At 75.2% G+C, this 23,578-nt stretch carries 23 protein-coding genes and 1 pseudogene; 14 read left to right on the forward strand and 10 right to left on the reverse strand.

Features of this window, described 5'->3' with window-relative positions; all coding sequences use genetic code 11:
- Nucleotides 1–445: 445 nt before the first annotated feature.
- Nucleotides 446–1,867 carry an MFS transporter gene (locus BMW99_RS23255; protein ID WP_075017468.1) on the reverse strand — a complete coding sequence of 474 codons (1,422 nt, stop codon included), beginning with the start codon at nucleotides 1,865–1,867 and terminating at the stop codon, nucleotides 446–448.
- 220 nt (nucleotides 1,868–2,087) lie between these two features.
- On the opposite strand from BMW99_RS23255, the gene BMW99_RS23260 reads away from it, so the two are divergent.
- Nucleotides 2,088–3,170, forward strand: coding sequence for an Lrp/AsnC family transcriptional regulator (locus BMW99_RS23260; protein ID WP_075017469.1), 1,083 nt, complete (start codon nucleotides 2,088–2,090; stop codon nucleotides 3,168–3,170).
- 51 nt (nucleotides 3,171–3,221) lie between these two features.
- Here the strand turns inward: BMW99_RS23260 and BMW99_RS23265 are convergent, their stop codons facing one another.
- The gene (locus BMW99_RS23265) at nucleotides 3,222–4,430 is read right to left on the reverse strand and encodes a M20 metallopeptidase family protein (protein ID WP_075017470.1); all 1,209 of its coding nucleotides are present in this window, start codon (nucleotides 4,428–4,430) and stop codon (nucleotides 3,222–3,224) included.
- 443 nt (nucleotides 4,431–4,873) lie between these two features.
- Here BMW99_RS23265 and BMW99_RS41395 point away from each other — a divergent pair, with 443 nt between their 5' ends.
- From BMW99_RS41395 to BMW99_RS23280, 4 genes and pseudogenes are all read left to right on the forward strand, one after another.
- Nucleotides 4,874–4,987 (forward strand): twin-arginine translocation signal domain-containing protein, encoded by a 114-nt coding sequence (locus tag BMW99_RS41395; protein WP_177226095.1) that lies wholly within the window; start codon nucleotides 4,874–4,876, stop codon nucleotides 4,985–4,987.
- Nucleotides 4,984–5,046: pseudogene (locus tag BMW99_RS43115) on the forward strand (hypothetical protein); the annotation flags it as partial. The gene BMW99_RS41395 and the pseudogene BMW99_RS43115, both read left to right, overlap by 4 nt.
- Before the next feature lie 93 nt (nucleotides 5,047–5,139).
- The gene (locus BMW99_RS23275; RefSeq protein ID WP_069467669.1) at nucleotides 5,140–5,859 is read left to right on the forward strand and encodes a hypothetical protein; all 720 of its coding nucleotides are present in this window, start codon (nucleotides 5,140–5,142) and stop codon (nucleotides 5,857–5,859) included.
- Nucleotides 5,860–6,028: 169 nt separating this feature from the next.
- On the forward strand, nucleotides 6,029–6,529 hold the full coding sequence (locus tag BMW99_RS23280) for a Dps family protein (RefSeq protein ID WP_069467668.1): 501 nt from the start codon (nucleotides 6,029–6,031) through the stop codon (nucleotides 6,527–6,529).
- A 78-nt stretch (nucleotides 6,530–6,607) separates the two neighbouring features.
- On the opposite strand, the gene BMW99_RS23285 is transcribed toward BMW99_RS23280, so the two are convergent.
- A complete protein-coding gene (locus BMW99_RS23285; RefSeq protein ID WP_075017471.1) occupies nucleotides 6,608–8,521 on the reverse strand; it encodes an alkyl/aryl-sulfatase in 1,914 nt (637 codons plus the stop codon).
- Nucleotides 8,522–8,772: 251 nt separating this feature from the next.
- Here BMW99_RS23285 and BMW99_RS23290 point away from each other — a divergent pair, with 251 nt between their 5' ends.
- From BMW99_RS23290 to BMW99_RS23315, 6 genes are all read left to right on the forward strand, one after another.
- Entirely contained in the window at nucleotides 8,773–10,101 is a 1,329-nt protein-coding gene (locus BMW99_RS23290; RefSeq protein ID WP_075017472.1) for a DUF2254 domain-containing protein, read from the forward strand.
- Between the two features lie 420 nt (nucleotides 10,102–10,521).
- Nucleotides 10,522–10,914 carry a RodZ family helix-turn-helix domain-containing protein gene (locus BMW99_RS23295; protein ID WP_075017473.1) on the forward strand — a complete coding sequence of 131 codons (393 nt, stop codon included), beginning with the start codon at nucleotides 10,522–10,524 and terminating at the stop codon, nucleotides 10,912–10,914.
- Nucleotides 10,915–11,121: 207 nt separating this feature from the next.
- On the forward strand, nucleotides 11,122–11,745 hold the full coding sequence (locus BMW99_RS23300) for a class F sortase (protein WP_075017517.1): 624 nt from the start codon (nucleotides 11,122–11,124) through the stop codon (nucleotides 11,743–11,745).
- Nucleotides 11,746–11,785: 40 nt separating this feature from the next.
- Nucleotides 11,786–12,283, forward strand: a complete 498-nt coding sequence (locus BMW99_RS23305; protein ID WP_107485404.1) for an RNA polymerase sigma factor — start codon at nucleotides 11,786–11,788, stop codon at nucleotides 12,281–12,283.
- Nucleotides 12,267–12,695 (forward strand): hypothetical protein, encoded by a 429-nt coding sequence (locus tag BMW99_RS23310; RefSeq protein ID WP_075017475.1) that lies wholly within the window; start codon nucleotides 12,267–12,269, stop codon nucleotides 12,693–12,695. The genes BMW99_RS23305 and BMW99_RS23310 overlap by 17 nt, the downstream gene beginning before the upstream one ends.
- A gap of 238 nt (nucleotides 12,696–12,933) precedes the next feature.
- Entirely contained in the window at nucleotides 12,934–13,326 is a 393-nt protein-coding gene (locus tag BMW99_RS23315; protein WP_075017476.1) for a hypothetical protein, read from the forward strand.
- Here the strand turns inward: BMW99_RS23315 and BMW99_RS23320 are convergent.
- The 3 genes from BMW99_RS23320 to BMW99_RS23330 all read right to left on the reverse strand — a co-directional run bounded on the left by BMW99_RS23320 (nucleotide 13,323) and on the right by BMW99_RS23330 (nucleotide 17,741).
- A complete protein-coding gene (locus BMW99_RS23320) occupies nucleotides 13,323–14,357 on the reverse strand; it encodes a helix-turn-helix domain-containing protein (RefSeq protein ID WP_075017477.1) in 1,035 nt (344 codons plus the stop codon). The genes BMW99_RS23315 and BMW99_RS23320 overlap by 4 nt on opposite strands.
- A 199-nt stretch (nucleotides 14,358–14,556) precedes the next feature.
- Nucleotides 14,557–15,264: an alpha/beta fold hydrolase gene (locus tag BMW99_RS23325; RefSeq protein WP_069466807.1), complete on the reverse strand. Its 708-nt coding sequence runs from the start codon at nucleotides 15,262–15,264 to the stop codon at nucleotides 14,557–14,559.
- Between the two features lie 209 nt (nucleotides 15,265–15,473).
- The gene (locus tag BMW99_RS23330) at nucleotides 15,474–17,741 is read right to left on the reverse strand and encodes a helix-turn-helix domain-containing protein (RefSeq protein WP_107485400.1); all 2,268 of its coding nucleotides are present in this window, start codon (nucleotides 17,739–17,741) and stop codon (nucleotides 15,474–15,476) included.
- A gap of 252 nt (nucleotides 17,742–17,993) precedes the next feature.
- Between BMW99_RS23330 and BMW99_RS23335 the strand changes: the two genes are divergently transcribed.
- The gene (locus tag BMW99_RS23335) at nucleotides 17,994–19,628 is read left to right on the forward strand and encodes an MFS transporter (RefSeq protein WP_069466338.1); all 1,635 of its coding nucleotides are present in this window, start codon (nucleotides 17,994–17,996) and stop codon (nucleotides 19,626–19,628) included.
- Between the two features lie 68 nt (nucleotides 19,629–19,696).
- On the opposite strand, the gene BMW99_RS23340 is transcribed toward BMW99_RS23335, so the two are convergent.
- A complete protein-coding gene (locus tag BMW99_RS23340; protein WP_069466337.1) occupies nucleotides 19,697–20,638 on the reverse strand; it encodes an alpha/beta fold hydrolase in 942 nt (313 codons plus the stop codon).
- A gap of 319 nt (nucleotides 20,639–20,957) precedes the next feature.
- On the opposite strand from BMW99_RS23340, the gene BMW99_RS23345 reads away from it, so the two are divergent.
- Nucleotides 20,958–21,470 carry a hypothetical protein gene (locus BMW99_RS23345; RefSeq protein ID WP_069466336.1) on the forward strand — a complete coding sequence of 171 codons (513 nt, stop codon included), beginning with the start codon at nucleotides 20,958–20,960 and terminating at the stop codon, nucleotides 21,468–21,470.
- Between the two features lie 36 nt (nucleotides 21,471–21,506).
- On the opposite strand, the gene BMW99_RS41400 is transcribed toward BMW99_RS23345, so the two are convergent.
- The gene (locus BMW99_RS41400; RefSeq protein ID WP_075017478.1) at nucleotides 21,507–21,995 is read right to left on the reverse strand and encodes a hypothetical protein; all 489 of its coding nucleotides are present in this window, start codon (nucleotides 21,993–21,995) and stop codon (nucleotides 21,507–21,509) included.
- 86 nt (nucleotides 21,996–22,081) lie between these two features.
- Here BMW99_RS41400 and BMW99_RS23355 point away from each other — a divergent pair, with 86 nt between their 5' ends.
- On the forward strand, nucleotides 22,082–22,396 hold the full coding sequence (locus BMW99_RS23355) for a hypothetical protein (RefSeq protein WP_075017479.1): 315 nt from the start codon (nucleotides 22,082–22,084) through the stop codon (nucleotides 22,394–22,396).
- A 49-nt stretch (nucleotides 22,397–22,445) separates the two neighbouring features.
- Here the strand turns inward: BMW99_RS23355 and BMW99_RS41405 are convergent, their stop codons facing one another.
- Nucleotides 22,446–22,829: a hypothetical protein gene (locus tag BMW99_RS41405; protein WP_177226096.1), complete on the reverse strand. Its 384-nt coding sequence runs from the start codon at nucleotides 22,827–22,829 to the stop codon at nucleotides 22,446–22,448.
- A 197-nt stretch (nucleotides 22,830–23,026) separates the two neighbouring features.
- Nucleotides 23,027–23,503 (reverse strand): DUF7919 family protein, encoded by a 477-nt coding sequence (locus BMW99_RS23365; RefSeq protein WP_069465038.1) that lies wholly within the window; start codon nucleotides 23,501–23,503, stop codon nucleotides 23,027–23,029.
- Nucleotides 23,504–23,578: the final 75 nt, after the last annotated feature.

Here is a 23,578-nt window from a genome sequence, read left to right on the forward strand (position 1 = left end):
CCACTCCGGGAGTGTCTCCTCGAACTGTGCGTGCACCGTTCTCCCGTTCGGTGGGGCGGGTGGATGCACAGTTCTGCGGGGACACACCCGGATCGTCCCCTTCCGGCCCGTCCCCGTCTGCGGGAGGGCGTTGGCTGTGTCCCATGTCCCCCGCCGCACGGTGGGTAAGCGGGAGGGGGTGGGGAGGAAGTGCTCCCCGCAGAGAAATGTGCGCGGCCCCCGGGTGCCGATACGTACGAACCCGTATGCACATTTCCGAGGAGACGCTTCCGGAGCGCCCCCGACCCCACGAACAAAGGGCACGCACATCAGGGGCGCGGGGAACTGCGCGAGCAACCCACTACCGGCCGGTGGACGGCCGACAAGCCCCGGGGGCACCCCGGATGCCGAACCCACCCCACCGGCCGGTGGACGGCCGACAAGCCCGGGGGCGACCCGTACATACCTACCGCTCCTCCCGGAGGGCAAGCGCGACCGGGACGCCCACACCGCAGAGCACCGCGCAGAGCGCCCACACCAGGACGTACGCCCGCTCCGTGGGGACGCCCGCCCGCAGGGCGAGGGTGTCGAGGAGCGCGGCTCCGGCCGCCCCCGCCGCGGCCCCGGCGAGCGTCTTGAGCGTGTTGTAGACGCCGGTGCCGACGCCGGTCTGTTCGAGGGGGAGGCGCCGCATGAGCAGGCCGGGCAGCAGGGTGAGGCCGAGCCCGCCGCCCAGGCCCGCGCACGCGGTGGGCGCGACGAACTGCCACGCCGCGGCGTGGCCGAGACAGATCGCGCCGTACCCGGCCGCGCTCAGCGCGAACCCGCACGCGAGGACCGGCCGCGCCCCGAACCGCCGCCCGAGGCGATGCGCGCACAACGCCCCGGCCATCGCGCCGAGCACGGCCGGGAGCGAGAGGAGGCCGAGGAGCTGGGAGCCGGCGTCGAGACCGTAGCCCGTCTCCGCGGGGTCGGCGGACTGGTAGGAGAGGGTGGGCGACTGCGCGCCGTACAGCGCGCAGCCGAGGAGGAAGCTGAGGACGAAGACGGGCGCGGTGGCGGGCCGGGCCATCATCCGCACGTCGACGGTCGGCGCGTCGGTCCGCAGCTCGTGGCGGACGAAGAGGGCGAGCGCGGCGGCCGCGCCGAGCAGCAGCGCCGCGGTGAGGACCGGCCCGGTGGACTTGCCGGCGCTGGTGAAGCCGCCGAAGAGCAGGCCGAGTCCGGCGCTGAGCAGGACCGCGCCGGGCCAGTCGATCCGCCCGCGGGCCCGCGCCGCGGACTCCGGCACCCAGCGCCACACCGTCGGCAGCGCGAGGGCGAGCAGCAGCGCCATCGCCCAGGCGTCCGGGCGCAGGACGGCGCCGACGATGCTGCCGAAGGTGAGCGAGCCGACGAGCAGCCCGACCGCGTGCCCGCCGCGCTCCTCGCCGAGCCGGTCGCGCAGGATCGCGAACTCCAGGGGCAGCCAGCACGGCAGCATCCCGGCCAGCACCCGGCCGGCGAGCAGGAACGGCAGGTTCGTGGCGAGGGCGGTGGCCACGTAGCCGAGGAGGGTCAGCGCGAGCGTGGCCAGCAGGAGCCGGCGGTGCCCGTGGAGGTCGCCGAGGCGGGAGACGACCGGTACGGCGATCCCGGCGACGAGGAACTCCACGCCGAGCACCACGGCCTGGTCGCCGGCGCCGAAGTGCAGGGTGTCGGCGAGGTGCGGCAGCAGGATCGGATAGCCGCCCTGGAGGATGCCGCTCGCGAACTCGACGAGGACGAGCAGCCCGACGAGGGGGTGCACGCGCAGGCGGCCCGGCACCGTGAGCGAGGGCCGCCGGGGCGTCCCGGCCGGCGAGAACGGCGGGGTCGGCGACGAGGGCAGGGGCTGCTTGGGCGGCATGGGCACATCCGGGAGCGCGGGGGCGGGCGTTCTGCGGGACGGTTCTGCGAACGGTTCCGGCACCGCCCTCACGGGCGGCGCCGCGGGCCGCGGTGCGCACGGCCGCGTGACGTCGGCGACGTCGCGGTTCTGCGTGGCGGAAAGGATGGCTAAAATCCGCGGCCATGAGTCGCCGCCGCACGAATCCGCACGTCGCGGCCCGCGCACGCATGGATCGGCCATGATCGACGAGCTGGATCTCGCGCTCGTCGACGGGCTGCGGGTCGATCCGCGGGTGCCGTGGCCGAAGCTGGCCGTGCCGCTGGGCGTGGACCCGGCGACGCTGTCGCGCCGCTGGGCCCGGCTGGCGGGGGCCGGGGACGCGTGGGTGGCGTCGTATCCGTCGGCCGACCGTCTCGGGGTGGGGCTGACGGCCCTGGTGTCGGTGGAGTGCCGGGCGAACGACGTGCTGGCGGTCGGCGCGCGGGTCGCCGGGCACCCTGAGGCGGTGACGGTCGAGGTGGTGACCGGCCGCGGGGACCTGCGGATCACGGTCGCCGCGCTGGACGCCGCGGGGGCGACGTCGTACGTGCTGGACCGGCTGTGCGCGCTGCCCGGCGTGCTGCGGACGCGTACGGCGCTGGTGGAGCGGACGCTGCGGGAGGGCAGCAGCTGGCGGGACGGCGCGCTGGACCGCGGGCAGGTGGAGGCGCTCGGCGAGCCGGGCGAGGCCGGTGGCGCCCCCGCGGGTGCGGCCCCCGCGGGCGAGGCCGCCGCGGCCGATGCCACCGGCCGGACGCCGCAGCCGTCGTCGGTGAAGGGCGTCGCGACGGACTGGGCGCTGATGCGCGCGCTGGGCGCGGACGGGCGGATGCCGTACGTGGAGCTGGCCAAGCGCACCGGCCTGCCCGTGACGACGGTCCGGCGCCGCGTCGCCGAACTGCGCCGCGCGGGCAAGCTGGTGCTGCGCTGCGACACGTCGCCGGCGCTGTCCGGCCACCGGACGGGCACCACGCTGTGGTGGAACGTCCCCGCGCAGGAGCTGCCCGGCGTGACCGGCTGGCTGAGCACGCAGCCGCAGACGCGCATGTGCGCGCTGGTGGCGGGCGCGTCCGCGAACGTGGCGGCGTCGCTGATGACGCACCAGCCGGGCGACGTCAGGAGACTGGAGGCGGAGTTCGGGCGCCGCTTTCCCGCCTCGCGGGTCGTGGAGCGTGAACTGACGCTGCGGACGCTGAAGTTGGTGGGGCGGCTGCTGGACGGGGAGGGCCGGGCGGCCGGTTACGTGCCGATCGGCCCGGTGGATCTCGGCATCGTCCGCTGAACCGGCGGGCTCACGGGTCGGGCCCGCCGGTCGTGGCCGGCGCGCCCCGGATCAGGCGCCCGCCGCCGGGTCCAGCCGCCGCTGGGCGAGCCCGGCGAGCAGCGCGGCGCCGTCGCCGAGCACCGCGTCGTCGAACTCCGCCTCGGGGGCGTGGTTGTAGGGCGCGGTGAACGGGTCGCGGCCGGCCGGGCAGGCGCCGAGCATCACGTAGGCGGAGGGCACGATCTCGCCGAGGACGCCGAAGTCCTCGCCGCCGGCGATGGGGTGCGGCATCTCGACGTAGCGGTCGTCGCCCAGCACCTCGCGGGCGGTGCGGGCGGCGAACGCGGCCTCGGCGGGGTCGTTGACGGTCACCGAGTAGCCGGGCACGACCTCGGCCTCGACGCTCAGCCCGTGGGCCTCGCCGACGCCGCGCACCACCCGCAGCACCTCCTCGTGCAGGCGGGTGCGGGCCTCCGGCGAGAAGGAGCGCAGGGTCGCGGCGAACGTGGCCTGCTCGGGGATGACGTTGGAGGCGCTGCCGGCGTGGAAGCTGCCGACGGACAGCACGACGGGGTCGAACGCGTCGAACCTGCGGGTGACCATGGCCTGGAGCGCGGTGACCGCCTCGCAGGCCGCGGGGATCGGGTCGAGCGCGAGGTGCGGGCTGGAGCCGTGGCCGCCCCTGCCGCGCAGGGTCACCTCGACGCTGTCGGCCGCGGCGAGGATCGGGCCGGGCCGGCCCGCGACCCAGCCGGCCGGCAGCAGCGCGGCCGCCACGTGCAGCGCGTACGCGGCGGTCACCCGCTCGCCGGCCGCGTCGAGGACGCCCTCGTCGACCATCAACTGCGCGCCGCCCTGGCCCTCCTCGCCGGGCTGGAACATGAACACCACCGACCCGGCGAGTTCGTCGCGCCGCTCGGTGAGCAGCCGGGCCGCGCCGACGAGCGCGGCCACGTGCAGGTCGTGCCCGCAGGCGTGCATCGCCCCGTCGATCCGGGAGGCGTAGGGCAGTCCGCTGGTCTCCCGCACCGGCAGCGCGTCCATGTCGGCGCGCAGCAGGACCGCGGGGCCGGGGCGCGCGCCCCTGAGCACCGCGGTGACGCTGCTCAGCTTCGTCCCGGTGGTGATCTCCAGCGGCAGGCCGTCCAGGGCGGCCAGCACCTTCTCCCGGGTCAGCGGCAGCTCCAGGCCGATCTCGGGTTCCTGGTGCAGCGACCTGCGCAGTTCCGCGAGCTCCGGCTGGAGCAGAGCGGCGGACTCCTTCAGCGTGCGGGCCATCGACGTCTCCTTCCGTACCGCCGGCCCGTGCAGCCGGCCCGGCGCTCCCATGCTCACCGCGCCCCCTCCCCCGCCCTTCCCCCTGCACGGAACCGGCCGCGCCCACCACCCTCACGCACGAATCCGCCGCACCGGACGGCGGCCATGGCTGTCAGTGGGCGGTCGTAGGCTGGTCGCGCGCGGCCGGCTGACGAGGTGTCCAACTCCGTAGAGCGGCGGCATCCCCGGCACTGCCTGGGGGCGGCCCGGGTTCGGCCCGGGACCCAACCGGCGGCCGGGCTTGGCTGATGGGCCCTGGAAGAGACCTGCCCGTGCCGGCCGCGCTCGTCTTCCGGCGGCGACGGGCCGCGCTTCACCGATCGTTCACGCTTCCCCACCAGCGGGGCTCTCGGACATCACGTAAGGATAACGGGTCTGTACCGAACACTCCGCAGGAGGACCCCGTGTCTCCCGAACTGTCCCGCCGCTCCCTGCTGGGAGCGGCCGCCACCGCCGGCGCTCTCGCCGCGCTCCCGCTGAGCCTGCGTCAGGCGATCGCCGCGCCGTCGCGGCGCTGACCGCGCCCGCCGGCTGGACGGCGGTCGCGGCCGACGGCCCGTCGGCGGCCTCGCTGGCCCAGGGCGCCACGTGGACGGTCCGCTGGAACGTCACCCCGCCGGCCGGCGCCACGTCCTGCTCCGGCACGGCCGCCCCGCTGCTGTCCGCCGCGGTGCGGGCCCGCTCGGCCGGCCGGCTGCGGCTGGCCGACGCCTACGCCCCGGTCCGGCTCGCGCCGGACCTCGACGGGTTCCTGCTCGCCGAGGACTTCGAGTCGCTGGGCGGCGCCCTGCAGACCCGCGTCAACCTCAACGTCGGCGCGGACGTGCTCGGCTGGACCCGGACCGCGCCGGCCGGCTGGCAGGTCGTCAACGCCGCCGGGATGCCGCAGGGCACCGCCGAGGAGCAGGGCTGGTCGTTCATGACCAAGCGCTTCTGGACCGCCTCCGACAGCCAGGACCGGGCGAACTTCACCCGGGGCCTGGGCATCGTCGCGGTGGCCGACCCCGACGACTGGGACGACACAGGCTCCCCGTCGAAGAAGGGCACGTTCGACTCCACACTGGTCGGACCCGCCGTCGCCATCCCGGCCGGCGCCTCCCGGCTGTATCTGGGCTTCGACTCGCACTACCGGCAGGAGAGCCCCCAACAGGCCTCCGTCACCGCGGAGTTCGACACCGGCGAGACCGTCACGCTGCTCACCTACAGCGGCTCGGCCTCGGCCGACAACGCCGGCAAGGACGCGGAGAACCAGTTCGTCGCCCGGTCCTTCGCGGTGCCGTCCGGCGCGTCGAAGGTGACGTTGAGGTTCCGGCTCTTCGACGCCGGCAACAACTGGTACTGGGCCCTGGACCACATCCGTCTGTCGGCGACGCCCGTCACCGAGTGCTGAGCCGGGCCACAGGGCGGGACCCGGGCCGAGGCTGAGGGGGACGGCCGGGGCCGGGGCGCGTGCTCCCGGCCCCGGGTGTCCGCCGGGCGGGTCAAGCGCGGTGGCGGCCCCGGGCGGGCTCCCGGAGGCTGGTTCGCATACGGATCACGTGCCATCGAGGAGACACGCCATGCCCGCTTCCCCCGGAGGGTCCCGCCGTCCCGAGTCCGACGCCGCCGGCTTCACGGCGTCGCCGCAGCTCGCGGAGGCGCTGCAGCAGATCCTGGTCGACCTCGTCGAGCTCCACCTCCAGGGCAAGCAGGCCCACTGGAACGTCACCGGCCACAACTTCCGCGACCTGCACCTTCAGCTGGACGAGATCGTCGACGAGGCCCGCGAGGCCGCCGACACCATCGCCGAGCGCATGCGCGCGCTGGCCGCCTGGCCCGACGGCCGCACCGACACGGTGTCCGCCACCACGACCCTGCCCGGTTTCCCCGAGGGGGAGGTGAGCGTCGCCCAGGTCGTCGACCTCGTCACCGGGCGGCTGCGCGCCACCGCCGACACGGTCCGCACCCACCACGACCGGGTCGACAGCGAGGACCCCTCCACCGCGGACCTGCTGCACGCGGTCATCGACTCGCTGGAGAAGTACGCCTGGATGGTCAGCTCCGAGAACCGCACGTCCTGAGACACGTCCTGAGGACGGCACCGGGCCCCGCCGGGATCGGCGGGGCCCCGTCCGGCCGCGGGCGGCAGCCGCAAGCGATCACGGCGTGACGATCGCGAAGTCCGGGTCGGGGGAGCTGAGATGGCCGAGCAGGGCCGCCAGCTTCGCGGCGTCGCCCTCGGCCGTGACGCCCGGCCGGGAGGCGAGGTCGGCCGGGGGCAGCGTGCCCAGGAGCAGGGCGCGCAGCGTCGGCTCGTCGAGGGTGAACTCGGCGTCGGGCTCCGGCGCGGCGGGACCGGTCCCGGGCCCGTGGGTGAGGACGCCGTTGCGCAGGTGGAGGGTGACGGGATCGCGGCCCTCGACGTTCCACCGCACCGCGATGTCGGCGTCCCAGCTGCGCGGCCCGTCGACGCGGATGGCGAGCGCGTCGAAGAGCTGGTCGAGGGTGAGCGCGGCCATCAGGTCCGGGGAGGCCGTGCCCGTGGGGGTGCCGACCGGGCCGTGGCGCAGTTCGAGGGCGCCCATCAGGTAGAAGTTGCGCCAGGTGCCGTTCTCGCAGCCGTAGCCGAGCTGTTCGAGGGCGTCGGCCTGCAGCGCGCGGGCCTCGGCGTGGTCCGGCTCGGCGAACACCACGTGGTCGACCACCTGCGCCACCCAGCGGAAGTCGCCGTCGGCGAACGACTGCCGGGCCCGGCGCAGCACCTCGCCCGCGCCGCCCATGTACTCCACGTAGCGGCGGGCCGCCTCGACCGGCGGGTGCTCCCACAGGTGCGCCGGGTTGCCGTCGAACCAGCCGAGGTAACGCTGGTAGACGGCCTTGGTGTTGTGGCTGACCGAACCGTAGTAGCCGTGGGTGTGCCAGGCGCGCTCCAGCGGCGGCGGCAGCTCCATCCGCTCGGCGATCTCCAGCGCCGTCAGGCCCTCGTTGAGCATCCGCAGGGTCTGGTCGTGCAGGTAGGCGTACAGGTCCCGCTGCTCGGACAGGAAGCGGACCACGTTCTCCCGCCCCCACGTCGGCCAGTGGTGCGAGGCGAACGCGACGTCGCACGCACCGGCGAACAGGTCGACCGCCTCCGTCAGGTACTGCGCCCACACCCGCGGGTCGCGGACCTCGGCGCCGCGCAGCGTCAGCAGGTTGTGGAGGTTGTGGGTGGCGTTCTCCGCCATGCACAGCGCGGAGAAGTCCGGGAAGTGGATGTTGAGTTCGGCCGGCGCCTCGGTGCCCGGTGTGAGCTGGAAGACCATGCGGACGCCGTCCACCGTCTCCTGCTGCCCGGTGCGCGTGACGTCCGCGGTGGGGGGGATCAGCCCGACGGTGCCGGTGGACGTGGTCTGGCCGAGGCCCGCGCCGACCTGGCCGAGCCCGCCCTTGGGCAGCACGGCGCCGTACATGTAGGCGGCGCGGCGGCCCATCGCCGTGCCCGCGTAGACGTTCTCGCTGACCGCGTGCGCGAGGAAGCCCTCGGGGGCGAGGACGGGAACGCCGCCCCGGACGTCGTCGTCGGTGAGCACGCCCCGCACGCCGCCGAAGTGGTCGATGTGGCTGTGGGTGTAGAGCACGCCGGTCACCGGACGGTCGCCGCGGTGCGCGCGGTACAGCGCCAGGCCCGCGGCCGCGGTCTCCGCCGAGATCAGCGGGTCGACGACCACAACGCCCCGGTCGCCCTCGACGAGCGTCATGTTGGACAGGTCGAACCCGCGGACCTGGTAGATCCCCTCGGTCACCTCGAACAGCCCGTGGTCGGCGCACAGCCGGCTCTGCCGCCACAGGCTGGGGTTGACGGTGTCGGGGCAGTCCTGGTCCAGGAAGCCGTACGCGCCGAGGTCCCAGACCGTCCGCCCGTCCGCCGCCTTCACCAGGTCCTCCCGCGCGGTGCCCAGGAAGCCGCGGCGCGCGTCCTCCATGTCCTGGGTGTCGTCGAAGGGGAAGCGCCGCAGGACCGCGTCGTTGGCCTCGGCGATCGAGGGCTGGACGGGCTTGGCCCCGGTGGTCTCCGCTACGTTCTGCGACATCGCGCTCTCCTGGGGACGTCCGGCGTTCCACGTCCTCGGCGGGGGCGCGGCACTGCCACCCTCACCCGGGAGCCGTCGCGGTACGACCGCGCGTACTCCGTCCGGGGCACCGCCGCGGGGACGGCGCCGGCGCGGCGGCGGCACGGCCGCCGGGCCGCGGCACTCCAACAGCCCGCCCGGCTCGCCCGGGGACCACGGCCGGCGGACTCTGGTACCCGGTCCCGTGCCGGTCGCGACGTGCGGAGGAGGCCATGACGGACCATCCGATGGCGGAGCCGCTGCGCACCCGGCCGCCGCACAGCGGCACGGGGTCGCAGCACGTCCGGCGCGCCCGCAGCCACGCCGTCGCGCTGCTCCTGGTCGCCGGCGGCGCGGTGCTGGGCTGGGCGCTGCCGCTGCTGGAACGGCATCTGTCCTCGCCGGGCCTGTCGTTCAGCGCGTCGACCGCGCAGGCCACGCTCGCCGCCATCGCCGGCAGCATGATCACCCTCGCCGGGTTCGTGGTCACGGCCATCACCCTGGTCGTGCAGACGGTCCAGGCGATGTCGCCACGGCTGGTCGCCGCGCTGGGCAACGTCAGCCACTACCTGGTCCTGTTCGGCCTGCTCGTCGGGACCGCGCTGTACGCGCTGGTGACGCTCAGCCAGCTGCGCGGGGACATGGTGCCGCGGGGCAGCGTGACCCTCGGCGTGCTGTTCGTGCTCGGCGACGCCGTCGCCGTGCTGCACCTGCTGTCGTCGCTGCGCCACGCGGTGACCGGCGGCGGGCTCTCCCGGGCGGTCGGCAAACGGCTGCGGACCGTCATCGACCAGATCTACCCGGCGATCCCGCCGGTCACCGGCGTACCGGCGAGCGGGGCCGGGGGCCCGTCCGGCGCCCCGCCGTACCGCGACGGGCCGCCGATCGTCCGCACCGGGCCGCCGGCCGTCATCTCCAACGTCGACGAGCGCCGCCTCACCCGGCTGGCCGCCCGCCACGACGTGCGGGTCCGGCTCGTGCACGCCGTGGGCGACTTCGTCGGCTCGGACACCGTCGTCGCACGCCTCCAGGCACGCGGCGGCGCCCTGCCGCCGCGGCTGACCCGGCAGGTCGCCGCGTGCGTCCGCTACGGCCCGAGCCGCACCGTGGAGCAGGACAGCTCCTTCGGCTTCCGGCTGCTGGCCGACATCGCGATCCGGGCCCTGTCCCCGGCGGTCAACGACCCGACGACGGCAGTCCAGTCGCTCGACCAGATCGAGGACGCCCTGGCGCGCCTGGCGCCCCGGCCGCTGGGCCCGGCGTGGATCGTCGACGGCGGCGGCCGGCCGCGCATCGCGCACCCCGCGCCGAGCTGGCCGGACCTGGTCTCCCTCGCCCTCGACGAGACGCTGGTGTACGGCGCGTCGAGCCCGCAGGTCGTCCGCCGCCTGCGCGCCCTGCTCGTCCGGCTGCTGGCCGTCGCCCCCGAGGATCGCAGGCCGCCGCTCGCCGACCGCCTCGCCGCCCTGGACCGCCTGGCCGCGGCCGCCCTCCCCGACCCTCTGCTGCACGAGATCGCCGCCCACCCCGATCACCAGGGCCTCGGCGGCCTCTCCGGCTGAACGCCACGGCCCTCGGTGAGGCGGTGCCGGTCGGCTCCGCCCGAGGACAGCCGATTCCCGGCGCGGACGTCCGCGCCGGGAATCGCCGGGTGAGGGCCGGTCAGGGTCCTACCAGGGCTTGCCCGAAGGCTTGCCCGACGGCGGACAGGTGGTGCCCCGCGCTGCCGTGGCCGGGCGGGCCGTGATCGGGCGGGCCGTGGTCGCGCGGGCCACCCGTGCCGCGCACCGGTGATCCCGGCTTTGCCAATCCTTTACAGCAGGCGCCCCCGTCGCATCGTCTCTCCCTCTGGTTCCCGCCGGCCGGGCGACCGGCCGGACTTCCGGCCGGGCCGCGCCGGTCGCTCCGCCGGCCGGGTTCCCCCGCGCAAGCACCCGGCGCCCCGCAGTGGGGCGGCCGGGCCGATCGACAGGAGAGTCCTCATGCGTGCACGCTCTTTCGCAGCCGCCCTGGCCTGCGCCGCGGCGCTGGCCGTCGCCGGAGCCGGAACGGCGTTCGCCGACGGCGGCACCCCCACCCCGGTCCCCGGCTCGTCCGGCGGCCCGACGTCCACGGCCGCCCCCGCCCCGGGCACCGCCCGCACCGCGACGCCGACCCCGGCACCGACGCGCAGCACCAGCGGCCGCACCCCCCGCCCCGTCCCCAGCACCCGCGACCAGGTCGGCAGGACGCCGTCGGGCGCCCCGGACACCGGAGTTCCCGTCCCGGCGTCCGGCTCCGACAGGGCGGAGACCAGCGCGCTGGCCGCCGGTGGCGTGCTCGTCCTCGGGGCGGGCGCGCTCGTGCTGCGCCGCCGGCTCCAGGGCCGGGGCTGACCCTTGCGGGCGTCCCGGTCGTCCCGGACGGCCCTGCCACCGCCGGCCACGCGGCCGAACGCGTTCCGGCGCGCATTCCGACGCGCGTCGGGACCTTCGCCGGATCACGCGCCACGCCCGGCGTCGGCCCAGGCATCGCACCCCGCGCCGGTTCCGGCATCGCGCCCCGCGTCGCGGGCAGCGCGCCGGACGGCCTTCCCCTCCGTCCTGGCGGCCGCCTGCCTGGCGGCGGGTCTGCTCGCGGGCTGCGGGGCCGCGTCCGGAACCGCGCCCGCGGCCGGGGCGCCCGCATCCACCTCGACGGCCGCACCGGCCTCGCCCAGCGGCGTCGCGTCGGCCACGACCGCCCCGGCGCCGAAGCCGGTCGCCCGCTCGGTCCCGGTGCGGCTGCGGATCGCCGACATCGGCGTGGACACCCCGCTCATGGGGCTCGGACTCGCCTCGGACGGCACCGTGCAGGTGCCGCCCGTGGCGGCGCACTCCCCGGCCGGCTGGTACAGCGGCTCGCCGGCCCCCGGGCAGCTCGGGCCGTCGGTGATCCTCGGCCACGTCACCGTGGGCCGCTACGGGGACGGCGTCTTCCTGCGGCTGTCACGGCTGCGCCCGGGAGCGCGGGTCGTCGTGGGACTTCAGGACGGCGTCGCCACCACGTTCACCGTGGACGCGGTGCGCACCGTCACCAAGGACCGGTTCCCGACGCAGCAGGTCTACGGGAACACCGACCGTCCGGAACTGCGTCTCATCACGTGCGGCGGCCCGCGCACCGGCGACGGCTACCGCGACAACGTGATCGTCTTCGCGTCCCTGACCGCCGTGGCGCCCGCGACGTGACCCCGTCCGCCGCCTGCCGCCGCACCCCACCGGGAGCATGGTGAGTTCGTCGCACGACCGGGCAGCCGCCGAGCTGTTCGCCGATCTCTACGCGGACCTCGCGGGCTGGTGCCGCCGTCTCGTCGACGACGACGGCACCGCCCACGAGATCGCGTCGGAGGCGTTCACCCGGCTGTGGATGCACTGGACCACCGTCGAGGAACCCCGCGGGTTCCTGTACGTGACGGCGGCGAACCTGGTGCGCGACCACTGGCGGCGGACGGACCGGGAACGCCGGGCGATGCGCCGGGCCGGCACCGAGGCCGCCCTCGCCCGCCAGCAGGCGGGCGCGGAGGCGTCGGTGCCGGTGCGGCTGATCGTGCAGTCGATGCCCGAGAAGCTGCGCACCGTCGTCCTGCTCTACTACTTCGCCGACCTGCCGGTCAGGGACATCGCGTCCCTGACCAAGCGCAGGGAGGGCACGATCAGGGGCGATCTGCACGCCGCCCGGGAGTATCTGCGCGCCGTACTGGGAGAACGTTGTGATCACACGCGTTGAGCACTGGGAGGAGCCCGGTGACGAGGAGCTGGCCGCGCGCCTCCTGGAGGGCCGCGTGCGGCTGGCGGCGCCGCCCGGCACCTTCGAGCGGCTCCGCCGCCGCACCAACCGGCGCCGCAGGCTGCGGGCCGGCGCGGCCGCGGGAGCGGCGGCGGCCGTCGTGGCCTGCGCCACCGTGCTGCTGTGGCCGGCCGCGAGCCCGCCGCCCCGGACCCCCATCCCCCCGGCGGGCCCCCCGCCCGCCAGCCCCACCGCGCGGCCGTCGACCCCCACGCCGACCGCCGTCCCGTCCCGCACCCCCTTCCCCTCCGGCCGCCCCACCCGTAATCCCGGCCGCCCCGGCGACACCACCCGCTCGGCCGGCACGCCGATACCCGGACGCGGCCCGGTCGTGCCGACCTCCAGGCGCTGACGCGCCGCCGGTGAGCCGCGCGCGGCCGCGCGCCCTGGCCGGGCGTCACGCGCCCGCCGGCTCACCGGCGGCACGGCGGGCGCGGCCACCGGCTGGCCGGCCGGCCCGGGCAGGAGGGGCCGCGGGCTCGCGCGACCCGGGGCTGACAGACCCCCGCCCTAGCGTGACGACCGTCCGCGGGCCGCCCGCATCGTCACCCGAGCGCCGGCCCGCCGCCCTGCACGCAACGGGAGGCACGATGGCCCTGCACTGGCACGGATACGCGTGGATCGGCAACGGAGGCATCCCCGACGCGCAGCGGCGCCCCGAGCCCGACACCGGCTTCCGCGGCAACGACTACCCGCCGCTCGTCACCGGCCACTGGCTCCTGAAGCCGCCACGCCTCGTCCGCGGCACCTGGGACGCCGCCGAGGACGCGATCGCGTGGCTGCGCGAGCAGTACGACGCCTCCCCCGAGACCGGAGGCCCCACCCTCGAGACGCGCCTGTGGCACGCGACGGACGGCCTGCCCCGCGGCAACGACGTCACCTGGGCCTACTGGCTCGGCGGTGGCCGCTTCGCCCACTTCACCGTCGTCTCCTGCCCCCGCCCCCTCGCACCCGCCATCCCCTGCCCCGCGGGCCGGAACTAGGGTCTGGCGTTCGGATTCCCGTTGACCGCGCGGTCAGGGGCGGCGGTCCGGCCCGCGGTCGTGCCGGCGGAGCTCCCGGCGTGCTTCCAGTCGCCGGGGGTGACGCCGAACTCCTTGCGGAACGACCGCGTGAAATGGCTGGAGTTGGTGAAGCCCCAGCGGCGGCCCACGGCGGCGACCGCGGTGTCACGCGCGCCCGGGCGCAGGAGGTCGCGGCGGCAGCGTTCGAGCCGCTGGGCCCGGACCCACGCCGCCGCGGTGACGCCTTCGCTCTCGAAGAGGCGGTGCACGTAACGCACGGACATGTGGTTGTCGGCCGCCATCCGCGACGGCGACAGCCCGGGGTCGTGGAGGCGGCCGAGCGCGTACTGCTTGAGGCGTTCCAGGGCGACGGCGTGGGAGGACGGCGGTCCCGGCCGGGCGTCCCGCCGCAACTCGTCGATCATCAGCGTGATGAGGTCCACCACGGTCGCCGCGAGCCGGCGCCCGGCGGACCCGTCCAGCACCGCCGCGTCCTGGGCGACGCGGCCCAGGACGTCCGCGGCCAGCCCGGCCGTCGCGCTGTCCTCCCGGCGGAACGACGTCGCGGTGAGCTCGCTCAACTCCCGTTGCCCGAGATCCACTTCGTCACGAGGAAGGCAGAAGGAGGTGAAGCGGAAGTCCGTGTCGAGGCGCTTCCTGAACGGGCGCGAGGAGTCGGTGAGGGAGAACTCCCCGGGCCGGACGACGGATTCGCGCCCGTCCTGCTGCTTGAGGGCGGTGCCCTGCTCCTGGAACGTGAGGATCACGCAGGGCTGCGCCTCCTGCGCGGGCCGGCGGTACCCGGAGACGGTCTGCGGCCCGGCCTCCACCCGGCACACCCGCAGCGACCCGACGCGGGTGCTGGCGATGCTGCCCTCCGCCGAGCTCGGGTCCTTCAGCGCGACGCGCATCGGCACGTAGGCGCGGGACACCGCGTGCTGCCAGCGGTCCGCGCCGTCGGCGCCGTCGGCGCCGCGCCGGCCGTCGTTGCGGAACAGGGTGGTGGTCACGCGGCCTCCCTCCGAGGGGCGGAGGCGGCCCGGTGCCGCCCGTGCCCCATCCCATCGCGAGGGGGTGGGACGGGACCAGGAACAACCAGGGGAACAAGTAGTGCCCCCGCCGTGCCGTGCGCCACAGGACCGGCCCGTGGCGCACGGCACGGCGTACGGCCGCGCACCGGCCGCGCACCGGGCGCGCGCCCGGCCCGCGTCACGCGCGGTCCGCGGCCTCCCGGATCAGCGCCACGACGCTCTTGGGGTGCGCGAGCATCACCAGGTGCGAGGAGTCGACCTCGACGGTCGTCATCCCGGCCCGCTGGTAACCGAAGCGCTCCACCTCGGGGTTGATGGTGCGGTCCGAGGACGCGACGAGTCCCCACGACGGCTTGCTCCGCCACGCCGCGACGGGCGCGGCCTCACCGAACGCCCGGGCGGCGAGCGGCCGTTGCGTGACGGCGAGGACGCGGGCGAGCACCGGGTCGACGTCCGCCGCGAAGATCTCGGGGAACCGCTCGACGTCGACGGAGACGTCCGTGCCGTCCTCCTGCCCCTCGACCGGGAACGGCGCGTAGACGAGGGCGTCGGCGAGGTCGGAGTCGGAGAACCGGCCCTGCAGCTCGCCCAGGCTCTCGCCCTCCTCCAGCGCGTAGCCCGCGAGGTAGACCAGGCCGCGCACGTTCTCCTCCGTGCCGGCGACGGTGATGACGGCGCCGCCGTAGGAGTGGCCGACGAGGATGACCGGGCCGGGGATGCGCCGCACGACGGACGCGACGTAGGCGGCGTCACCCGTCAGGCTGCGGTTGGGAACGGCCGGGGCGACGACGGGGAAGCCGTCCGCCAGCAGTTCGGGGACGACGCTCGCGTAGCTGGACGCGTCGGCGAACGCGCCGTGGACGAGGACGACGGTGGGTCGGGACATGCGGGCACTCCTCAAGGACCGGCTGCCGGTGGTGGGTCGGTCTCCCACGCTAGGCAGCCCGGAACGCGCCCCTGGGCCCCGCGTGCACGGGACGTGGCCGGTGCGTGCATGCCGGAAAGGGCCGGACCCGGACCTGCCGGCACCGTCACACCGCGTCAGCGCCCCGCACCCGTACTCGCCCCGGCACCGGCACCGGCACCGGCAAACCGTCAACCGTTCCGTGCGGCCGGTTCCGCCTCGCGGTCCGCCGCGGCCAGGTAGGCCCGGGCCTCCTCCCGGCAGACGGGGTCGGCCTGTTCGAGGGACGCGCACCGTGCGTACGCCTCCCGCACCCGTTCCCCCGCGCCCGCGGCCGCGCACGCCCTGGCGAGCTGGATCAGGACGCGGCTCTCCAGGCCCGGGTTCGGGCTGCGCCGGCACAGGTCGACGCCCTGGTCCAGACAGCGCGTCGCCTCGGGCCAGTTGCCGAGCGCCGCATGGGAACGGCCCAGGCCCATCATCAGGTTGATGCGGCTGACGGCGGCGATGTGCGGCTCGATCCGGCCGGCCTGCCCGTCCAGGTCCGCCAGCGCGGCCCGATGGGCGCCGACCGCCGCCTCGTACCGACCGGCCTCGATGAGGGCGAGTCCGTGGGCCGCCGCGGCCTGGAGGCCGCCGTGCACGTCGCCGGCCTCCGCCAGGTACCGCGCCGCCAGGCGGTTGTGCTCGGCCGCCTCGTCGTGGGAGCCGGTCTTGCCCAGCGCCCACGCGCTGTAGAGGTGGGACCAGCCGGTCTGGCCGGGGTCGCCCGCGCGCAGGGCGGCGGCGCGGGCACGCGACGACCACGCGACGCTGTCCCGGGGGCGGTGCTCGCACACCAGCAGCGCCCAGGCGCAGTAGTTGAGCTGGGTGGCCTCCAGCAGCGGGTCGCCGAGCCGTTGCGCCGCCTCCGCGGCGGTCCTGAAGACCTCCGGCCAGTGGCCCCAGAACATCCACTGGTCGGAGAACCAGTGCATGGCCTCGGCCACGTCGACGACGGTGGCGTCCTCGCCGGCTGCCGCCGTCGCCCGGAACGCGCCCAGCCAGGTGTCGCCCTCCTCCTGCAGCCAGGTGCGGGCCTCCTCGGCGGTGCCGAGGCGGACGAGGCCCGGCTGCCGCGCGGGTGCGCCGTGGTCCGGCTCGAACCAGCGGCCGGCGAGGACGGCGGTCCGCAGCAGCCAGCGCCACAGGCCGGCCGCCGCGGCACGCGCCGCCTCCTCGCCGTCCTCCTCCGCCAGGCGCGCGCGGGCGAAGAGCCGCAGCAGGTCGTGCAGCCGGTAGCGGCTGCCGTCCGTGCCGAGCAGGCCCATCTCGACCAGCTCTTCGAGGGCGTCCTCGGCGGCGGGCACGTCACCGCCGAGGAGATGGGCGGCGACCGCCGTCCCGACCCCGGATCCGGGGACGAGCGACAGGAGCCGGAACAGGCGGGCCGCCTCGGGCGTGAGCCGCCGGTAGGACAGGCCGAAGGCGGCACCGACCCGCACGTCGCCCGCGGCCAGCATCGTCAGCCGCCGCTCCTCCACCGCGAGACGGTCCGCGTAACGCTCCACCGTCCAGCCCGTGCGGGTGGCCAGCCAGCAGCCGGCGACCCGCAGCGCCAGCGGGAGCCGCCCGCACAGCGCGGCGAGCCGGGCGACCTGCTCCGGCTCGGCCGCCGCCCGTTCCCGCCCCATGATCCCGGCGAGCAGGGCCTGCGCGTCGCCCGCGGGCAGCTCGTCCAGCATGAGCCGGTCGACGCCCTCCAGGCCGCTGAGGATGCGGCGGCTGGTGACGAGCACCATGCTCGGCCCGGCCCCGGGCAGCAGCGGCCGCACCTGCGACTCGCCCGCCGCGTTGTCCAGCACCACGAGGAACGGCCGCGCGGCCAGCGTCCTCCGGTAGAGGCCGGGCTGCCCGTCGGGGCCGGCCTTCGCCAGCTCGCCGTCGGGCACGCCGGCCGCGCGCAGCACCTGCGCCATCAGGGTGGCGGGCTCGGGCGGGGACGCGTCCAGGCCCCGCAGGTCCAGCATGATCCGGCCGCCGGGGAAGGAAGGGGCGAGCAGGCGGGCCGCGTGCAGGGCCAGGCTCGTCTTGCCCGCGCCGGGCGGCCCGGACAGCGCCACGACGGGCGCCGGCCCGGACCCCGCGGCCGCGGCCACGCTCCGCAGCCGCGCCAGTTCCTTCTGCCGTCCGACGAAGTCCTCGACGCTGCGGGGCAGCCCGTCCGCGGGACGCGGTGCCGGGTCCGGCGCGCGTCCCTCCCGGGCGGCGCTCGCGAGCCGGGCCCGCGCCTCGTCGTCGAGCTTCAGGCCGAGGGCGAGGGCGGCGACGGTGCCCCGCTGGGGTGTGGTGCGGTGGCCGCGTTCGAGATTGCCGATGCCGCGCGGGCTCAGACCCGACGCCTCGGCGAGTTCCTCCAGGGTGAGTCCGGCGTCCTGCCGCAGACGACGGAGGTACTCCCCGAAGGTCGTCGCCGCCACCTCGTCCTCACGTCCTCATCCACCGCGCATACCGCTCTCAAACGAGAGGATCCTTTCATTCACCCGATGGTGAGGCAACTGAAGCGATTCACTGACATATCGGCAAAGCGCTCCGCGGCCCACCGCCACCCGGACGGACGTTCCCGGCTGCCCCTCGCCGCCTCCCGGGACGTCAATGGGAGGGAAGCGTCGCCCGGGGCCCGGGACCACCCCGCCGCCGGGGCGCGGGTGGGCAGGAAGGGGCAGGACCGGATGAGCGCGAGCAGCCGCGAGGGCCACCGGGAAGCCTCCGGGGCCGGGCACTGGCGGGCGCTGGTCGTGCTGGGCACCGGCCAGTTCCTGATGGTGCTCGACACCTCGGTGATGAACGTGTCGATCAGCCAGCTGGTGAAGGACTTCCACACCGAGGTCACCGCGATCCAGGCGGTCATCACCCTCTACACGCTGGTCATGGCCGCCTTCATGATCACCGGCGGGAAGCTGGGCGACATGTTCGGCCGCCGCCGGGTCTTCGCCGTCGGCCTGGTCGTCTACGGCACGGGATCGGCGATCACCGCGGTGGCCCCGACGCTGGGCGTGCTCGCGGTGGGCTGGTCGGTGATCGAGGGGCTGGGCGCGGCACTGGTCCTGCCCGCGCTCGCCGCGCTCGTGGCCGGCACCTACGAGGGGCGTGACCGGGCCGTCGCATACGGGGTCGTCGGCGGCCTGGCCGGCGCGGGGATCGCCGTGGGTCCGCTGCTGGGCGGCTGGGTGACCACGTACCTGACGTGGCGCCTGGTGTTCGCCGGCGAAGTCGTCGTGGTGGCGGCCATGCTGGCGGTGCTGCGCTGGATCCGGCCCGACCCGCCTGTCACCGGCCCCCGCCCCCGGCTGGACGCCGTCGGCGCGGTGCTGTCCGCCGCCGGTCTCGCGCTGGTGGTGCTCGGCGTCCTGCAGAGCGGCACATGGGGCTGGCTGCGTCCCCGCAACCCGCCCTTCACCGTCCTCGGCTTCTCACCGACCGTCTTCACCGTCGCGGCCGGCGGCGTGCTGCTGGGCGCGTTCCGGGCCTGGGAACGGCGCGTGGAGCACCACGACGGCGTGCCCCTGGTGCGGTTCGCCCTCTTGCGCATCCCCGCGCTGCGGTCCGGCCTGGCGATGCTGCTCGCCCAGAACCTGATCCTGCTGGGCCTGTTCTTCACGATCCCGCTCTACCTTCAGGTCGTCCAGGGCTTCGACGCGTTCCAGACCGGGCTGCGACTGCTGCCGGTGTCCGCCACGATGCTGGTCTCCGCGATGAGCGGCCCGCTCCTGGGCCGTTACGCCAGTCCGCGGACCGTCGTCCGGGTGGCGCTGCTCGTGCTGCTGGTCGCGATCGTGTGGCTGCTGGGCACGGTCCGGCCGCACATCGACGACGTGTCGTTCGGCTTCGCGATGGCCGTGCTCGGCCTGGGCATGGGACTGCTCGCCTCCCAGTTGGGGAACGTCGTGCAGTCGAGCGTCGACGAGAGCGCGCGCAGCGAGGTCGGCGGCCTGCAGTACACCGCGCAGAACCTCGGCTCGTCACTGGGCACCGCGCTCATCGGCTCGATCCTGATCAGCGCGCTGGCCACCGCGTTCACCACGCAGATCGAGGACGACCCGGCGATCACGGCCGCCACCCGCGAACAGGTGGGCACCCACCTGGAGGCCGGTATCAGCTTCGTCAGCGCCGACCAGGTGCGGGCCGGCGCGCAGAAGGCCGGGCTGCCGCCCCAGGAGGCCGACGCCGTCGTCGACGCGTACGCGCAGGCCCAGCTCAACGCCCTGAAAGCCGCGATCCTCGCCACCGGCGCGATCACCCTGGCGGGCTTCGCCTTCACCCGCCGCCTCCCCACCGACCGTCTCACCCCGAAGGAACCGGGCTGAGCGAACCGCACCGAGGCGACCGGTCGGGCCGACGACCGGGCCGACGGTCGGGCCGACGGTCGGGCCGCTCATGGCGCCAGGCGCGCCGGAGGGATGAACTCGACCTGGTTGCAGTACGGCAGCGCCTCGATGGTGCGGTCGGCGAGGAAGCGGGTCAGCACGTCGCTGAGCTCGTCGCTGCGCTCGACGGGGACGAGGTGGTCCGCCTCCTTGATCGTGGTGAACCAGGCGCCCTCCAGGCATCCGGCCACCTGCCGCCCCATCCCCGGGGTGGTCAGGCTGTCGTGCTCCCCGGTGAGCACGAGTGCGGGGACGCGCGGCGCGGGCAGCGGCACGTACCAGTCGTGGGCCAGCAGCCGGCGGGTGTGTTCCAGGTCCATCCGCTCCTGCGCGGAGGTGCGTTGGGTGAACTGCCGGTGGAGCAGCCGGGAGACGGCGGCATGGCGCCGCACCGGTCCGGCACCGGCGGGCGACATGAACTGGGCGACGAGTTCGGCGGCGATCTCCGCGGTCCGGCCCTGGTCCGACATCCGGAGCCAGCGCGCGGCCTGCCCGGCGTAGGCCGGCGGGATCGACTTCGTCATCCCGACCAGCACCAGCCGCGTCAGGCTGTGCGCGTGGCGCTGCGCGAACCGCAGCGCGATCGCGCCGCCGAAGCATGCGCCGACCAGGTTGACGCGTGCCAGGCGCCGCGCTTCGAGGAGGTGCTGCACGGCGTCCGCGAGGAAGTCGATGCCGTAGGAGGCGGGCAGGAAGTCGGCCTCCCCGTAGCCCGGGAGGTCGACGGTGACGACCGGGCCGAGGGCGGTGAGCGCGGCCTCGTGCCGGGCCCAGGAGTAGCGGTCCTGGGAGGAGCCGCCGAGGATGAGCGTCGGCGTGCCGTCCTGGTCACCGGAGTGGCGCCGCGTCGTCCGGACCGCGTAGCGGAATCCCCGGAACGTCGCCTCCTCTTCGGTGCTGCTGCACTGGGTGGTGCCGGGCGCCGTACCGGGCAGCGTCTGTCGGGTCATCGGTGTGGCTCCGCGGGGTTCGGGTGCGTGCTGTCGGTGGGCGGCCCGGCGCCGAGTGCCGGGCGCCCGTGACACTCCAACCCGATGTAACCCCTCCCCGTGACGGGCGTTCGCGTGGTCTCCCCGGCGCGCCGGGTGAGGCGGGGCGCCCGTTCCCTCGTCCGTGGCCCGGAATTCCCCCGAAGGCGTCAACGGCCCGAACGCGCGTCCGCCCCGTACCACCCGTCGAGGAAAGGGAGGAGGGGGAGCGCGGGGACGCGCCGGGACGGGCGGGAGGAACGGGTACGCGGGCGGTCCGTCAGCTCATAGGATCACCGCCATGAGTGCTGTGGTCGCCGCGATGGTCGCCGCCGTCGCCGGGGTCCTGGGGACGCTGCTCGCGCCGCTGATCAGCCACAGGGTCACGGTGCGGCAGAGGACGTTCGACCACGACGCGGACGAGAGGCTGCGGCGTCACCAGGAGAAGCGCGCCGCCTACATCGCGCTCAACCGGGCGTCCCGGCAGCTGCACACCCTGCTCAAGGACGCGCTGCACCGCCTGCGCGACGGGGTGTTCACCGACCAGGAGCGCACCCAGGTCGAGGAGGCGCGGCTCGACTACCGGGACCGCTACGCGGAAGCCCAGCTCACCGTGCCGGAAACGGTCCTGGCCGCCTCCCGTGAGGTCAACGCGATACTCGCCGGCGTCGACGCCGTGGTGAAACGCATCGACCGCGGCGGCGCCGGCCCCTCCGAGACCCCGGACCAGGCCCTGCTCGACCTCAAGGCCGCGGAGCCGCGGCTCTCGGCCATGAGCCACCTCATGCGCCGGGATCTCGGAGTGGCCGACTGACACACGCGGCACCCTCGGGCGCCCGCGCGGGGCACGTCAGATCAGCACGTCCTTGTCGTACACGCTGGCGTACCGGCTCAGGCTCGTCATGTCCGGCCGGGACGCGAACCCGAAGCACAGGCGCAGGTTCCCGTCGACGGTCCGGTAGACCATCATCCCCTCGGGCTCCCGGTAGAACAGCGTCTCACCGGCCTTGGTGAGCGAACGCTGCACGACCTGACCGGTGTTCATGTCGACAGCCGTCACATAGGAGTCGATGTCGGCGGGGTCCTCGTGCCCCGTCCCGTCCAGCGTGTAGAGGTAGTCGCCGAGCACCGTGTACCCCTGGAACGTCACCGACCCGCTGCCGAGGGCCGGTTGCGGGAAGTGCGCGAGCGGGCTGGAGAACCGGCCCGCGGCCGCGTCGGCGAGCGCGAAGAGGCTGTAGTACATGCTGCCGCCCTCGTTGCGCCGGACGAGCAGCCGGTGGTTGTCGGGGTCGGTCGCGCAGGTGATCGTCTTGCTGCCGGTGAGGAACTTCTGCACGGACGAGGGCGCGGCTCCGTCGACGAACTTGAACCGGGCGAGCGCGGTGTTTCGCGCAGTCCGCGCGATCCCTGCAACCTCTGCACGTGGCCCTGCACGTGACGGCGGGTGGCATGCCGGCGCTCATGATCGGCGCGCTCGTCGTGTTCGTCGCGGCGGCGGTCTGGGACGTGCTGACGTCCGGAGCACCCGCCTGGGCCCTGACCGAGCCGCTGGGCGTGCTCGCGCTCGGCGGCGGACCGACCTGGTTCCCCGGCCAACTGCCCTGGGCCTACGTCCTCTTCTTTCTCCTCTTCGGCTTCGGCGGCTACCTCACCACGGGCTACCGCCACGGCTCCGTCCCCCGCCAGCCCCGCCGCCTCTCCCGACCGCGCCGCCGCCAGAAGCTCCCGCCGCTCTGACGTGTGCCGACCGGGCCCCTGCGACACGACCGGCGGCGGCCCGCGCGCATCACCAGGACTCCGCCTGCACGAACAGCGCGATCACCCTGGCGAAGAACCAGACGGCGAACAGCAGGCACCCCAGCCACAGCCCCCAGAGAACCACCCGCCCCGCACGCACGCCCGATTCCTCCCGCCCCGCACCAGACCCCTCCCTCACCCACCCCCCTCTCCTCCGCAGCCCGCCCGTCCCCCTCCGCCCCTCTCCCGCGGCCCGCAGGAGCGCGTGGGCCACGCGCTCGGCGTCGTCCGGGGACAAGACGATCTCGTCGGTCCACAGAATCGACAGGCGCACAGTGCCGTCCAACCGGTTCGCGGCAACGTCAACCTCGACGTCGCCACGGGTCACGTCACGGACATCGCCCAACTCTTGGTCACTGCTGTAGGCACTCACCACCTCAGCGTGCCGGACCGCCTGCTCCGGGTGGAAACCCTTTCCGCGGCTGCGACCGGGGGGCAGGGTACGTGGGCCACCGCGTCTCCGCTCGCCGTCCCCGTCGGCCCGGGCCATGGCGCCCAGCGCCGCTTCCTCTCCCGTAGACGACTGAGCTGAGATCCGCGAGTGGGTGACCGCTGAACCGGAGCATCCCCTCACTCCAGGAGGCGTTCGACCTGGGACGGCACCCAGGGAAAGGGAACGTCGGGCCAGCGCTTCCCGGCCCACTCCTCGGCGTCGACCGCGAAAACGGCGTCGACGAAGGCGCCAGGGGGCCGGTAGCCGTGGGCGGCGACGTAGTGAGTGACCAGGGACGGCGCGGCGTAGGCGACTCCTGGCGCTCCCGGGATGCGCAACTCCCCGTTCCCCTCCGGCCCTTCGCCTGGGGGGCAGAGATCACACTCGTGCTTGCCGAGGCACTGGTTCATCCACTGGATGCCCAGGAGGAGGTCCAGCTTCTCGACGAATCCGGCGGGGACGGGACCCGGGGGATACGGCCGCCCGGCCGCCAGCCATCCGACGTTCAATCGGGCGTACGCGGGGCGGTACCAGAGCGCGTAAAAGCCCGACTCCCGGTCCGTGAACGAGTCTTCGGCCTGGTACTCGTACGCGGTGAGATCTACGAAGAACACCGGGCCATCATCACCCGCCCCGACCGCTCGGGACAGGTCTCGGGCCGGAGACGTGCCGGCGGGCCGGCGCCCGCC

This window comes from Actinacidiphila rubida (genome assembly GCF_900110255.1).
In the GTDB taxonomy this organism is placed as follows: Bacteria; Actinomycetota; Actinomycetes; order Streptomycetales; family Streptomycetaceae; genus Actinacidiphila; species Actinacidiphila rubida.

Bases quoted from the DNA above. Each gene is read 5' to 3' on its own strand.
- BMW99_RS23255 (WP_075017468.1), bottom strand. From the start codon at position 1,867: ATGCCGCCCAAGCAGCCCCTGCCCTCGTCGCCGACCCCGCCGTTCTCG.
- BMW99_RS23260 (WP_075017469.1), top strand. From the start codon at position 2,088: ATGATCGACGAGCTGGATCTCGCGCTCGTCGACGGGCTGCGGGTCGAT.
- BMW99_RS23265 (WP_075017470.1), bottom strand. From the start codon at position 4,430: ATGGCCCGCACGCTGAAGGAGTCCGCCGCTCTGCTCCAGCCGGAGCTC.
- BMW99_RS23280 (WP_069467668.1), top strand. From the start codon at position 6,029: ATGCCCGCTTCCCCCGGAGGGTCCCGCCGTCCCGAGTCCGACGCCGCC.
- BMW99_RS23285 (WP_075017471.1), bottom strand. From the start codon at position 8,521: ATGTCGCAGAACGTAGCGGAGACCACCGGGGCCAAGCCCGTCCAGCCC.
- BMW99_RS23290 (WP_075017472.1), top strand. From the start codon at position 8,773: ATGACGGACCATCCGATGGCGGAGCCGCTGCGCACCCGGCCGCCGCAC.
- BMW99_RS23295 (WP_075017473.1), top strand. From the start codon at position 10,522: ATGCGTGCACGCTCTTTCGCAGCCGCCCTGGCCTGCGCCGCGGCGCTG.
- BMW99_RS23315 (WP_075017476.1), top strand. From the start codon at position 12,934: ATGGCCCTGCACTGGCACGGATACGCGTGGATCGGCAACGGAGGCATC.
- BMW99_RS23325 (WP_069466807.1), bottom strand. From the start codon at position 15,264: ATGTCCCGACCCACCGTCGTCCTCGTCCACGGCGCGTTCGCCGACGCG.
- BMW99_RS23335 (WP_069466338.1), top strand. From the start codon at position 17,994: ATGAGCGCGAGCAGCCGCGAGGGCCACCGGGAAGCCTCCGGGGCCGGG.
- BMW99_RS23340 (WP_069466337.1), bottom strand. From the start codon at position 20,638: ATGACCCGACAGACGCTGCCCGGTACGGCGCCCGGCACCACCCAGTGC.
- BMW99_RS23345 (WP_069466336.1), top strand. From the start codon at position 20,958: ATGAGTGCTGTGGTCGCCGCGATGGTCGCCGCCGTCGCCGGGGTCCTG.